Here is a 14205-nt window from a genome sequence, read left to right as displayed (position 1 = left end):
TGCTGGCGATTTTTACATTTGCTAAGCGCTATTGAGTCTATTTACTCAATAAATGTTGCTCAAGCCACTGCTCTTGCTCCCAAAGCACATGCAAAATGCTCTCTCTTGCACGGTAGCCATGGCCTTCGTACGGTAACATTACCAATCTTGCTTCTTTACCTAAGCCTTTAAGCGCATTATACATACGCTCAGACTGCATTGGATAAGTACCAGAATTTGGGTCGTCTTTACCGTGGATCATTAACATCGGCTCATTAATTTTTTCCGCATGGAAAAACGGTGACATTGCTGAATACACGGCTTGCCCCTGCCAAAAATCACGTTCTTCACCCTGGAAACCAAACGGCGTTAATGTACGATTATATGCGCCACTTCGCGCAATACCGGTTTTAAATAGGTCACTGTGCGCTAACAAATTCGCTACCATAAATGCACCATACGAGTGACCCGCAATGGCTATGCGTGATTCATCAGCTACGCCTTTTTCAACCAGCGCATCAACCGCAGCTTGTGCACTGCTCACTAATTGCGTTCTAAAAGTATCATTAGGCTCACTGCCATCAACACCGACAATCGGCATTTTTGGATCATCAAATACCGCAATGCCTTTAGCTAAATACGGCATCGGTCCCCAATATCCAATATAGGTGAATTCATATGGTGAATCACGTACTTGCGATGCAACTGCTTTATCTTTGTATTCAAGCGGGTAAGCCCACATCAACACAGGTACTTTGCCGCCTTTGTAATCTGCAGGTAAATACAAAGTGCCACTCAATGCCACACCATCATCACGGGTATAGCTAATTTGTTCTTTTTTAATGTTTTTAAAGTCTGGGTAAGGGTGAGCAAATTCGGTAAATTGCGTCAGCGTATTTTGTTTTAAGTCACGAATGTAAAAATTCGGTTGTTCTGTTTTAGATTCACGTAGTGTAATCAGTTTTTCACCTGCATCATCAAGCACCGCACGCACACGTTCATAGTATGGCGCTTCGCTTTGCCAAACACGCTTTGACGATGCTGTTTTAATATCAAACTGATCTAAAAACGGAATATTGCCTTTGTCTGATGCGCCAGTACCAGTTAGCATCATGTATCGCTCGCCAACAACTTTTACCGCGCGCGTACCAAACTCAGTTTGTTCGTAAACAAAGTTGCCTGGGTCGTTATACGCGTCGTTGTACGAGCGTTCATTAAACAGTACGCGCGGACCGTCAGGGTTTTCTGGATTAATAATTTGCGTGCGAATTTTTCTGTCGCTAAAGCGCCAGTCACTCAACATAGCAACATTATCATTCGCCCATTCAATGCCAGCAAAACGGCGCTCAACTTTTGCAAATAGCTTTGGTTCACTGTTAAACGGTGCTTTCCAACTATAAACGAAGTCATGAAACGGCACGTCAGTTTTCATTGAGCCATTATCTTGCGCTTGTGCCCATACTAGCGTTGCAGGTTTATCAGCACGCCATGAAAAACTACGGCGATCTGTTCTTACACTGTCAAAACCTTGCGGAATATTTTCAGCAAGCGTTTGTTTTTCAACACTTGCAACGGGCTTTCCTTTTGAATCAATTACTTGCCAGTTGGTTGCAAAACGTGAATAAGGCACTAAATAAGAAAACGGTGCTTCTATTTGGCCAAGCAAAATGTAGTCACTGTTAGGCGAAGGTACAAAAGAGCGAATAATGCCCGGCTTTGCCAACTTTGTAACATTACCGCTAAGCGACACTTTAGCTAACTGGCCTAAGCCATAAAACGAGAAAAGGGCCTTATCGTGTGGTGTTTGCAGTAAATTTTGATATGTACGTACTGGTGCTTTTTCGCCACTTGTTTGCGATATAACGGGTACAATCGAGGCATTTTCTGCTGACGGTGCTTGGTTATTAGCATTCGCGGCAAGGTTAATTAATAATCCTTCACTATTAGGTAACCAGGTATAGGGGCGTGATGTAATCACCGAATTAAGCGGTGCGTTATCAACAGAGATCAAACGGCGCTCTGAAATATTAAAAAGGTATAACTGTGCCGTATGCGCTTGCTCAATAAAAAATGCAAGATGTTGACTGTCGGGAGACCATGACGGTGATAAAATACGTCCCTCTGGCAAGCCTTTAACCGTAAAGTTTTGACCATTTTCTAAGTGTTTAAACGTAATAGACAGATACTTTGAACGAGGTCGCGCTCGCGAGAAATTTTTAGGGTTTAACTTAATGCCTGCAAGTTTAAGTTCTGGTTTAGCAAGCTCTTGCAATGTTGCAATACGTTGACGCTCCAAAAACGCCATCCATTGATTATCGGGCGATAATCGCGTTGTTGGCGCTAGTTTCGCATCAACTAAATCGGCTAATGCTATACTTGGTGTTTGATAGCTATCTTGCTCATTAGCATGAGCAAACGAACCACAAAACACACCAGCAACAACCAATAATTTAAGTAGTTTCATTACTGTTCCTTGGTAGTGATTTTATTATTCAAGCAAACGAGAAGTGATATAAGCTTAATTTTGCAGCCTACGTTAGCCTTCCCTTCCTTACTTTTTATTTTAATTGATTACCATTCAATCATTTGAATCGTAAAACGACTTCAAGACTATTGATTATAATTAGCTTACTCAAGCAATTGCGTTAAATTTACGATAAAATGCGCCGATTATATTTTTGTTGAGAAACACCGTGAAAGTTCTTGTTATTGGTTATGTGTGGCCGGAGCCTAAATCATCTGCTGCAGGCAGCCATATTTTGTCGATTATGCAAACATTTTTGGGGCAAGGCTGGCAGGTAGAATTTGCCTCGCCTGCGCAAAAAACGCCGCATATGTTTGACCTTAATAACATTCACGTTTCAAGCGCTGAAATTACCCTAAATTGCGACAGTTTTAATGACTATATTGCGGCTTTCGACCCAGATATTGTGATGTTTGACCGCTTTATGATGGAAGAACAATTTGGCTGGCGTGTTGATACATACTGCCCTAACGCATTGAAAATCCTTGATACGGAAGATTTACAGAGCGTTAGAAACGCACGCCATTTAGCACATAAAGCGGGACGCCCATTAACAGCACAAGACTGGTCATCTGATCTTGCAAAGCGTGAAATTGCAGCTATTTTACGCTGTGATTTATCACTTATTATTTCAGACTATGAAATGAACTTGTTGCAAGCACAATACAAGCTTGAGCCAAGTTTATTGCATCACTTGCCCTTTATGTTTGATACCGATAAGTTAACAGAAAACCCAAGCTTTGAAGAGCGCCAGCATTTTGTCACCATAGGTAATTTTCGCCACGCACCAAACTGGGATAGTGTGTTATTTTTGCAGCAGATTTGGCCACAGATCCGTAAACAACTTCCAACCGCGGAACTGCATATTTATGGTTCGTATCCACCACCAAAAGCCACTGCTATTTCTAATGAAAAAACCGGTTTTATTGTAAAAGGCTGGTGCGATGACGCCTATGAAGTAGTAAAAAATGCCAAAGTGATGTTAAGCCCACTGCGTTTTGGTGCTGGTATAAAAGGAAAGTTTTTAGATGCCATGGTGTGTCAAACCCCTTCTATCACAACACCAATTGGCATTGAAGGCATGTTCGACAGTGAAAATTGGCCCGGCCTTGTGAGTGAGCACGCTGAAAATATTGTTACTGATGCTGTAAATTTATATTCGAATAGTGCACTGTGGCAACAAAAGTCATCTTTGTGCCATAACAAGCTGATTGAAAAATTTGCTAAAGCACCGCTAGCTTGCGACTTAATTGAAAAAATCAATTCGCTACGTAATGATTTAGAACAACATCGTTTGAATAATTTTACCGGACAAATGCTTAAACATCATATGCATGCGAGCACAAAATATATGTCGCAATGGATCACTGAAAAAAACAAATCGCGACATAACGACGAATAAAAAACGATATACATAAAAAGAGCATTATTAATAATTTAACATTATTGCTCATTTACAAAGAGTAACAATTCTCATTATATGACAGTTATATTACAATGTAACATATTGTACTTACTTTACTCTAAATCGTTTCAAACCGTATGAATCTTAAGCAAAAACTTTTATTTTCGTTTTTAGCACTGGCCTTAGTGCCAGTGTTTATTATTACTCTTATCGCAATTACAATTTCTAATAATGCACTTAAACAACAAGCATTTAATCAATTAACGTCAATCAAAAATATCAAAGCGACGGAAATACGTAATTACTTTGCCCAAAGCCAAGCCGATTTATCGTTAATTGCATCGTCATGGACCAACATGGATGATGTAACAAACGCAGAATTAGCTGAGAAAAAGCAAGACTACTTTAAGCGCTTTATCGAAACCAATCAGTATTACGATTTATTCTTGATTGATCTAAATGGTGATATTTTTTACAGCGTTGCTAAAGAATCAGACTACCAAACAAATTTGCTTGATGGCCCTTACGCCCAATCTGGCTTAGCAAGCCTGTTTAACAAAACAACGCGAAACCAGAGCTTTAATATTATCGATTTTTCGGCCTACGCACCGAGTAACAATGAGCCCGCTGCTTTTATCGCACAGCCAATTAGACAAAACGGCGAAATAAAAGGTGTGATTGCGTTACAATTATCAATCAACAAAATAAACACGTTAATGCAGCAACGCGAAGGTATGGGTGAAACTGGGGAGTCGTATATTGTTGGGCAAGATCATCGCATGCGCTCTGACTCATTTTTAGACCCGGCTGGTCGCAGCGTTAAAGCGAGTTTCGCTGGTAATATAACCGATAATGGCGTAAGCACCCTTGCTGTAACCAAAGGACTGAGCGGCGTCAGCAATACCGAAATTATTCAAGATTATAATGACAACGCTGTCTTGTCGGCATATATGCCAATCAACTTTGGCGATATAAACTGGGTACTTATATCAGAAATTGACGCCGCCGAGGCCTTTGCAGCAACCGCAACATTGAAATCATCGATTTTAATAATTTCGCTGTTTAGCTTAGTGTGTATTGTTGTTACTGCGCTACTTATTACCCGTTCAATTTTAAAACCAATTGGTGGCGAACCAAAAGATATTCATAAATTGGCGATGAAAATCGCTGATGGTGATTTAACACACCAATTTGGTAATCAGTACACCTTTGGTTTACTCAACTCAATGAAAAAAATGAACCAAAGTTTACATAGCATTATTAGTTCAATTATCTCTTCAAGCCAACAACTAACGGGCATGGCGTCGCAAACAAGCTCAACCAGCATCCAAGCCAAATCAAGCTTAGAGGAGCAACACGTTAGTATTGAACGCGTATCTGCTGCAATGCACGAAATGACCATTACCATTGAAGAAGTGGCAAATAACGCAAAAGATTGCTCTGAACAAACACAGCTGGCCAGCCTTAAAAGCAAAGAAGCGAACCGTGATATTCATGAGGCACTCAGTGCAATCGAACAGTTAGAAACGTCGTTAAACCAAGCTAACAGTGTTATTAATCAAGTCGAACGAAAAAGTATTGGTATTAATTCGGTGCTAGAAGTGATTCAAAGCGTTACTGAGCAAACCAACTTACTTGCGCTAAACGCCGCGATTGAAGCAGCCCGCGCAGGTGAACAAGGCCGCGGCTTTGCCGTGGTGGCAGATGAAGTTAGACAACTTGCCTTCAAAACGCAGCAATCTACGGCCAATATTGAGAAAATAATTCACGAATTACAATCAGATACACAATTTGCGGTTACTGCGATAGAGCAAAGTACCGAGCTTGCTAATACCACATTTGAAAAAGCCAAAAACAGTGAAGCAACCATGCACGATGTTTTAGCTGATATGGATATGATGACGCAAAATACCGAAGCAATTGCAACGGCGGCTGCGCAACAAAGTATTGCTGCTGAAGAAATAACCCAAAGCATTACCGCAATAAACAATGCAGCACTTGAAAACGCCGCAGGCGCAGAACTCATTGCTGACGCCAGTTTACAGCTAAAAGCGCTCACCGATGAATTAAATGTGATCGGGTCTAAATTTAAACTTAGCTAAACTGAATTAATAATTTAAGTGCCCAAGTTTTTGAAAGTGATCCGCTTTTAAGAACCTGGGCACTTTGTCTAATACAATTTGGTTTTATTGGCTTAGAATCAGTGATAAGTAACACTCATCACTTGCTTCTATCTTCTAATTCATCAAATGTTTCAACCGAAATGCGCTCGGCTATAGCTCGCATCTTCTGCATTTGATGGGGGTTACAATTACCCCAAAATTGTTGCCAATGTTGGCGTGAATGCCACTTAGCAACTGTGAGTATTTTTTCAGGATCATCACTTGAACGCAGCATAAAACTACCCAGCGCGCCCTCTACCGTACTATGAATCGTTTCGGTTGTTGTACGCCAAATTGTTTGAAATGCTTGTTGCTGCGCTACTGGCACTTTCCATTCGTATACCACTCTAAACATATTATTCCCTTAAAGTTACACCGATGACGTGTTGCGTCAGATTCTGGTGCAAAACTAGATAGGTGATTTTACAAAGGTGAAGAAGATTTACAACGTTAGCAAAATCACGATTACTAAATTGAGAATCTTACTTAAAAAATCTAACCATAAATACAGCGTTTAGCTAACGATAATTCTGATTCTGAAATCACACTTTGGGCTGTCGGAATATAACGCTTTTTAATTAACTGAATTTCGTTACTTTGATTTAACTCAATCAGCGCATTTTGTAGTTTCTCGACTATTTCAATCGGCATTGCCAAATTAAGCGCTAAATAGTTGCCCAGTAATGCCTCATCGCTTATTACAAATACAGGTTCAACTTCGTGCAATGCGAGTCTATCGCTGTCTATGTGGTATTGAAGTGTATTAGCGGATGCAATAAATAAATCTAACTTGCCTTTTTTAAACGCGTCAACTTCGCCAAATTTTTCTGAGTAAATAACGTAATTAACGTTTTCTTGCATGCCCCAATTTTGCAACACGTGTTCATAAACATCGCCTTTGTTTAAGCCCACTGTGTAATGGTTAAGTTGTTGTTTTGACTCAATGCTAATGTCGCTCCGATGAGCTAACTTGTAAAAACATGCGGGACTTGAAACTAATGGCCCAACCCATTGAAAATGTGCTTCGCGGTCTGGTAATCGGGAAGTCGAAACCAGCCCAGCAAAACGTTTTGATAATGACAATGCCATAGCACGCTGCCAAGGATACATTTTAAACTTGCACTTTATACCTGCGACTTCGCATGTACGGGCAACAATATCATGATTAATGCCTTTGATATTGTCGCCCTCTCGAAAGTTGTAAGGCGGAAAGTGTTCCGTATAAATAGTGACTGTTACATTCTCATACGCCTGCACTAGATTACTAAAACATACCGTTATAATGACAAGTTTGACTATCCAGTTCACGTTTACACCTCAATATCCTTTTCATACCAAACCATACCATTTGCATATTAATACATCGGCAAACAATACTAATAGGCCATACCTAACCAATTAGTTACACACATTACAGCACGTCATTCTATAACAATCAGCCTTGCGCTTTGACCTATGTTACTTTAACGTTAACATAAAATTAATAATTTATTTTATAAATTACCTTTGTTATCAATATGTATAAATTGATGGATGTTTTATTGATCTTGACCCGGATTTATTACAATTGTTGATATTTAACATAAACAAAACTAGACAAACCGTAAATAAAACATAAAATTTGCGAGTCATCACTGTATATGTAGATTTAAAACCTTGAACACAGCTAGTTTTACGCAAAAACGCCGCTTTATTGTAAAGCTTGGTAAAATGCTGCACAAATTCGGTACACCTGCTTACCGACTAGAAGCTCATCTAGAAAATTTAGCAACATTTTTAGGCTTAAAAGCGTCGTTTATAATTACACCAACTGCATTAACATTTGTTATCTGGACAGAGGGCCATGAAGACGAATATACCCATGCGGCGCGTGTTGCCCCAGGTGAATTAGACCTAGGCGCGCTTGCACGCAGTGATGAACTTGTTGATAAACTAACTGACTACACAATTACCTTAGAACAAGCCGACCACGCACTTGATGAAATAGCGAATTTACCTAACCCATACAACCGCTTTGTTACGGGTATTGCATTTGTTATGTCGGGCGGAGCATTTGCCATGCTCATGGGAACAAGTTGGAATGATGTACTTTGGTCAACGTTAATTAGCGGTGTTATTTATTTGTTTGTGCTGTGCTCAGAACGTTCGAAACGTGTTGCCCATATGCTTGAAGCTGTGGTTTCTATTGTTGCCGCCATTTTAGCGTGCGCGATAAGTGTTTACATCGACCCTGGCATCAATATACGCATGGTTATATTATCCGCCATCATTGTATTTATACCGGGCTTAGCATTAACACTTGGCCTGGCTGAGTTATCTGCACGTCACTTAGTTTCTGGTACTGCGCGCGTAATGGATGCCTTAATGCTGCTCTTTAAGCTCTATTTTGGCGCATTTTTAGGTATTGCAGTAGGCTTTTCGCTATTTGGTCAAACCGACTTTGTTGCACCACCACAAATGCCAAAATGGACTGCTTGGCTTGCCATCGCTATTTTATGTATGAGCTTAATCGTTATCTTTCGTACCAAAGCGAAACATGCAGTGTGGTCAATTGTGGCAGGCTTTGTCGCGTACGGTGCAAGTATCGCGGGCGCTCTGTATTTAGATTATGCACTCGGCACATTTGTTGGTGCATTTGCGGTTGGTGTTTACAGTAACTTATTTACACGTGTTGCCAATGCACCCGCATGTATTGTAGCAATGCAAGGTTTGATCGTATTGGTTCCCGGAAGTAAAACCTACATTGGATTAAACTCGTTAATCTCGGGGCAAGAATTTATTGCAAGCACAGGTATTGGCCAACAAACGTTTCTTATTTTTATGTCTCTTGTTGCCGGACTCATATTTGCAAACGTGGCATTGCCTCCAAAGAAAAGCCTTTAATATATATGAGTCGCCAACCTTAGGCGACTCACTTTTTCCACCAGCATTATTGGTTAACCATGGTACGGATCACTCAAGCTTTATATAGCGTTATCCAATATCATGTGATCAAACGACTCATTGCTCGAACGATCTGAGCCCGCTTTTTACTCCGACTTCATTTGACAAAAAATACCAACACCATAAGAAAATCCAATTAATTAGAGAGCCTTGCTCTTAGCCGTATCACTTCTTTTAAATATAAGCTTCTTTCAAATCAAAACGTGTTGTACCATGCTGTTTATTTGTTTTTTGAATCGTGTTATCACTTTGGTTATGTAAAACAACTAACGCGCAACCGCTCGCTCAGCATTCTATATATGCTCTCTGTCTCAGCCTTTTTTAAATACCTTCATCTGCGGCAAAAATTAACCACAAGAATCAATACCTTGTCATTTTATAGTCCTTTGGCTCCGTACACACACAAAAATGGTGCTAGTGCTTTCGAATGATTAATTTTTACTGCTCTAAATGGGACATTTTTACGGTAGTAAAATATCAAGCGCTTATTACCATCCACTTAGTAAAAGCGATTAATGAACAACACAACTAACTTGTTACTTACAACGTTTATTTTTTGAAACGGCCAACCAAGCGGCATGCTAAACAATAGGATTTTAATAGCCGCAACTGAAAATTTAACGATTAAATAACACATAAAACCTTGTTTCATCCGATTTCAATATCGAATAAGTATATGAACCAATTAATCTTCTACAAATTTCGTTAAATAAACTTAATTTATTAAAAACAACTTAACCTACAACACATTGTTATTAAAAACTATTTTAAATTTAATTTTATAATTCATAACTATTCACAATCAATCAATACGATTCATAACTAATCATGTAGCTATTACCCCAGCTTAAAACACATTCCGCATTGGGCAATTGTTAACGGTGTGTGATTTAAGCAAACAGTTACCGTTAAAACATAACAACTGATGGTTTTTACATCGCAAGGGGAAACAATGGCTATATCTACTAAGAATAAATTAAGCCTAGCTATTAGTCAGGCATTATTGGCTGCGAGCTTAAGCACAACATATGTACACGCTGCAGAAGAAAACACTGCTGAACAAAGCGACGTTGAGGTAATTCAGGTCCGCGGGATCCGTGGCAGCTTAGTGAAATCACTTAATACTAAACGTTTTTCTGGTTCGGTTGTTGATGCCGTAACCGCTGAAGACATTGGCAAATTTCCAGACCAAAACGTAGCAGAATCGCTTCAACGTATTACCGGCGTATCGATTTCACGTAATTTTGGTGAAGGTGAGCGAGTTAGTATTCGTGGTACGTCTGAAAGCCAAAACAGAACATTATTAAATGGCCAAGCTGTAGGCTCAGTCGATTGGTGGACAAACTCCCCTGCTAGTCGTGGTTTTAATTACACTATGCTTCCTTCAGAAATTGTATCTGGACTTGAAGTGTATAAGTCACCAGAAGCCGATATTGATGAGGGCTCTATTGGTGGTACAGTGATCGTTCGTACCCGTAAACCACTAGAATTAGAAGCCAATAAAATCGCTGGTAGCTTAATGGCGCAACACAGTGAAGTGTCAGGTGAAACTGACCCACAACTAAGTGGCTTATATTCATGGAAAAATGAAGACGAAACCTTTGGTGCACTAATCTCAGTGGTACGTCAGCAACGCAATTTACGCCGAGATGGTATTGAATCATGGAGCTGGACGCATCGCGATATTGAAATGGAAGATGGTACAGTTCATAAGAATGTTTATAGTTCTGGTGGCGGTGGGTCAGCCATGTTTTCGCAAGAGCGTGTCCGCACTGGTTTCAATGCATCAATACAATACCGTCCAAGTGATGCCTTAGACATTACCTTTAATGCCCTTGATTCAACATTAGAAGCTAACAATGAAAACCAAAACTTCTTGTGGTTACCTGGCTACGGCGGTTCAAAATATCAAGACGTGACTATTATTGATCATGACAAAGTTGGCAAAATGCTTATTGCAGGCACACTCGGTTTATCGCCAGATGACAATAATATTCTTGATGAGACCAAAGTACGTAACTCAGAACTTAGCACTGAGTCATACGATTTAAAAGCAGATTATCAAGGTGATATTTGGCAAACCTCAGTTCACTTAGGTTATACCAAAGGCTCAGGTGGTTCACACGCTGACCGCAGTGTTGGTTGGGGTGGTAACTACGTGCATTCATATGATGCGTCAAGCGTTGAAGATATGAAAACTAGCTATAGCGCTGATCCCGCTGATGGCACTAAATGGTCACTTGATTTCTTACGTTACGATCAAAATAACGCCAAAGACGACGAACATTATGTACAAGTAGACTTTAACCGCCCAGTTGATGTTGCAGTATTTAGTAGTATTAAATTTGGTGCTAAATATCGCGACCACAGTCGCTATAATGAGAAACGTCAAACTGCAACACGTACCGATTTAGGCTGGTCATTAGCCGATTATTCACTCCAAATGCCGTCGGATTATCTATCGGGTTTAGGATCAAATGGTACACTTAAAAACTACGCCATTACTGATTCAAACAAAGTACGTCGTGAAGGTGATGCCCTTGGTTGGCAATACAACTTATTAAAAGCAAGTACCTTTGAAGTAGAAGAGCAAATCCTGGCTGGTTACATTAAGGCAGATATTGATGCAGATAGTTTGCGCGGTAACTTAGGCGTGCGTTTGGTACAAACAAACCAAGATACAGGCGCTTACGTTGGTGAAAATTGGCAAACGCAATCAAAAGACTATTTTGATGTACTACCAAGCCTTAACTTAGCGATTGACTTAGATGATGACCTTATTATGCGACTTGCAGCTGCACGCGTAATGTCTCGCCCAGATTATAACTCAATGACACCATCGACTTCGTACAATCTAGAAACTAAAACCGGTACAGGTGGTAACCCAGATATCGACCCGTATCGTGCAAATCAGTTTGATGTAAGTATTGAATGGTACTTTGATGAAGCAAGTTTGTTCTCAGCGGCCCTATTCCACAAAGATATTCAATCTTTCTTAGACTCACAGCTAACGCTTGAAACTCACGAAGGTGTTGGTATATTGGTAAATCGCCCGGTAAATGGTCGTAGCGGTACAATTCAAGGTTTAGAGCTTGCAGTGCAGCACGATATTTATCAAGGCCTAGGTGTAATGGCTAACTACACCTATGTTGATGGTGAAGCGAAAGGTCCAAATGGTGAAGATATCACTATTCCTGGTAACTCTGAGCACACGATTAACCTAAGTGCATACTATGAAAATGAGTACCTAAACGGTCGTATTTCATACAACTACCGCACAGGCTATGATACAGGTCTTGGTTGGCCGGGTTATGTAGACGATTACGGACAAATTGATGCCAATCTTAACTACAACGTAACCGAGAACATTACATTAGTATTTGAAGCCATTAACTTAACCGACGAGCATACCTTTAGCTACCAAGAAAAAGGCGTAGAACAAGCACTAACCGGTGTTTATGCCGATGGCCGTCGCTATGTTGCAGGTGTTCGATTTAATTTTTAATTCTGAAAAAGAGTTTCACTGCGCTTAATTGCGCAGAGCTAACACAGGACTGCCCCCTATTAGAAAACTCTTACACTTCAGAACCCCCCAAAACAGCGAATGTAATGTTCGCTGTTTTTTTTGCTTTCAATTATTGCGCTACAAGCCATTAAAATTTCTTAAAAAAGTCGAAATATCAATTCAATTCCGCAGTAAGTTTGCGTATTCTTAACCCACTTTTTCGTTTTTTCGTTGCAAAACGTTTAAACCCCTTAGTCGATATTTGGTTTTGTCATTGCGTTATCTAATTACGACATTGTTGTTACTGTGTTTTTCGCTTATGCATTTCGGCTTGAAAGCCGACTTATTGAGCGCGTCAGTTAACTATACCAACGGCGAATATCAAAAAGCCTTAGATGAATTTTCACAGCTTGCAAAACTTGGTAATAGCGATGCAATGTTTAATATTGCCGTTATGCATTTACACGGCCGTGGCTTAAAAAAAGATATTAACAAAGCATATGCATGGTTTTCACTTGCCGGCGAATTCGGAATAACCGATGCTAAAAACACCGCAGAGTACATCGCCACGCAAACACAAAACAGTGACGCTTTACACCAAGCAAAGCAACAACTCGACTCTGAACTTAGCTATCAACGCTATGTGAACACATTAGCACCCCAATTTAACGAAACATTTAACACTTTAATTCAACCAATAAAGTCATTTAATGTTGATCCTGTGTATCCAGAACACGCGGTCGACCGCGGTATTGAAGGATGGGTATGGGTTGAATACGATATTGACGGTGCAGGATCCGTGGTCAACGCGCAAATCATTGATAGCTACCCGCAAAAAACATTTGATAACGCCATGCTAATGGCGTTAAAACGCTGGCGCTTTAAGCAAAGCGAGCAACTTCCCATCAAACGTCGTAGTTTGCTTTATCACTTCACCACATTTAAAGGTAAACGTTATCAGCAAGGGTTTTCGCGCCAGCAACGTGAATATCAAAAACACATTGCTGAAGTCATTGAACAGGCGGAGAATGGCAATGCTTTGTGGCAATACCGCATTGCACAATGGCTTACTACCGATAAACACAACGCCTCTAAATTGCTTAAATACCATTGGCCAAAAGAAAGCGAAGCGCAAAATCTTATGCTAAATGCTGCAAAAAATGGTTATCCCTTCGCGCAATATCGTATTGCAACACAGTTACTTGCCGGCGATAAAACCGCCCAAGACCGTAAAAAAGGACTTAACTGGCTGTTACTGAGCGCTCAAAATGGTTTTGCATCGGCGCAGTACCGTTTAGGCATCGAGTTATTAGTTAAAAAATCAGTTCATTACGATATGGAAAAAGCGCGCTTATGGTTAACCCAAGCAAGTGATAAAGGCCATCTGCTTGCAAAAGCCGCGCTCACCCGACTGGCTCTTAGCCAAGCTAATATTTCAGTAAGCGAATACAAAACACTGCATCAGCAAATCGATTCTGTGCTACAACAAAACGCGAATAACGCCGAAGCCTGGTACTTAAAGGCTAAACTTTCTTATCAACAAAATGACATTTCAAGTGCAAAAAAACAGCTAGACAGAGCAATTGATAACGCCAATGCGCAAAAAATTGATCTCAGTGAAATGAAAGCACTGAAACGAAAGCTTACTGCTAAACCTTAAGCTAAGATTTAACCTTACTACCACATC

General features: G+C 40.2%; 8 protein-coding genes. 5 read left to right on the top strand and 3 right to left on the bottom strand.

Translation table 11 applies throughout. The annotated features are described in order from the left end of the window. Nucleotides 1-37 precede the first annotated feature (37 nt). Complete coding sequence (locus tag PSPO_RS17135) at nt 38-2443, bottom strand: alpha/beta hydrolase family protein (protein ID WP_010559326.1); 2406 nt, start codon at nt 2441-2443, stop codon at nt 38-40. 229 nt (nt 2444-2672) lie between these two features. On the opposite strand from PSPO_RS17135, the gene PSPO_RS17130 reads away from it, so the two are divergent. Together PSPO_RS17130 and PSPO_RS17125 are read left to right on the top strand one after the other, a co-directional pair. Further along, complete coding sequence (locus tag PSPO_RS17130; RefSeq protein ID WP_010559327.1) at nt 2673-3905, top strand: glycosyltransferase; 1233 nt, start codon at nt 2673-2675, stop codon at nt 3903-3905. 140 nt (nt 3906-4045) lie between these two features. After that, nucleotides 4046-6010 carry a methyl-accepting chemotaxis protein gene (locus PSPO_RS17125; RefSeq protein ID WP_010559328.1) on the top strand — a complete coding sequence of 655 codons (1965 nt, stop codon included), beginning with the start codon at nt 4046-4048 and terminating at the stop codon, nt 6008-6010. A gap of 118 nt (nt 6011-6128) precedes the next feature. Here the strand turns inward: PSPO_RS17125 and PSPO_RS17120 are convergent, their stop codons facing one another. Continuing rightward, on the bottom strand, nt 6129-6425 hold the full coding sequence (locus PSPO_RS17120; RefSeq protein ID WP_010559329.1) for an antibiotic biosynthesis monooxygenase family protein: 297 nt from the start codon (nt 6423-6425) through the stop codon (nt 6129-6131). Nucleotides 6426-6565: 140 nt separating this feature from the next. Beyond that, nucleotides 6566-7378 carry a substrate-binding periplasmic protein gene (locus PSPO_RS17115; RefSeq protein ID WP_084616544.1) on the bottom strand — a complete coding sequence of 271 codons (813 nt, stop codon included), beginning with the start codon at nt 7376-7378 and terminating at the stop codon, nt 6566-6568. 348 nt (nt 7379-7726) lie between these two features. Between PSPO_RS17115 and PSPO_RS17110 the strand changes: the two genes are divergently transcribed. The 3 genes from PSPO_RS17110 (at nt 7727) to PSPO_RS17100 (ending at nt 14178) form a co-directional block, all read left to right on the top strand. Continuing rightward, nucleotides 7727-8953, top strand: a complete 1227-nt coding sequence (locus tag PSPO_RS17110) for a threonine/serine exporter family protein (RefSeq protein ID WP_010559331.1) — start codon at nt 7727-7729, stop codon at nt 8951-8953. A 1012-nt stretch (nt 8954-9965) separates the two neighbouring features. Then, a complete protein-coding gene (locus PSPO_RS17105) occupies nt 9966-12518 on the top strand; it encodes a TonB-dependent receptor (RefSeq protein WP_010559332.1) in 2553 nt (850 codons plus the stop codon). Nucleotides 12519-12792: 274 nt separating this feature from the next. Beyond that, entirely contained in the window at nt 12793-14178 is a 1386-nt protein-coding gene (locus PSPO_RS17100; RefSeq protein ID WP_148665282.1) for a TonB family protein, read from the top strand. Nucleotides 14179-14205: the final 27 nt, after the last annotated feature.

The organism is Pseudoalteromonas spongiae UST010723-006, from assembly GCF_000238255.3.
Taxonomy (GTDB): Bacteria; Pseudomonadota; Gammaproteobacteria; order Enterobacterales; family Alteromonadaceae; genus Pseudoalteromonas; species Pseudoalteromonas spongiae.
Note: the sequence above shows the minus strand (reverse complement) of the source record. Positions and strands in the feature narration are given on the sequence as shown.

Bases quoted from the DNA above. Each gene is read 5' to 3' on its own strand.
- PSPO_RS17135 (WP_010559326.1), bottom strand. From the start codon at position 2,443: ATGAAACTACTTAAATTATTGGTTGTTGCTGGTGTGTTTTGTGGTTCG.
- PSPO_RS17120 (WP_010559329.1), bottom strand. From the start codon at position 6,425: ATGTTTAGAGTGGTATACGAATGGAAAGTGCCAGTAGCGCAGCAACAA.
- PSPO_RS17105 (WP_010559332.1), top strand. From the start codon at position 9,966: ATGGCTATATCTACTAAGAATAAATTAAGCCTAGCTATTAGTCAGGCA.
- PSPO_RS17125 (WP_010559328.1), top strand. From the start codon at position 4,046: ATGAATCTTAAGCAAAAACTTTTATTTTCGTTTTTAGCACTGGCCTTA.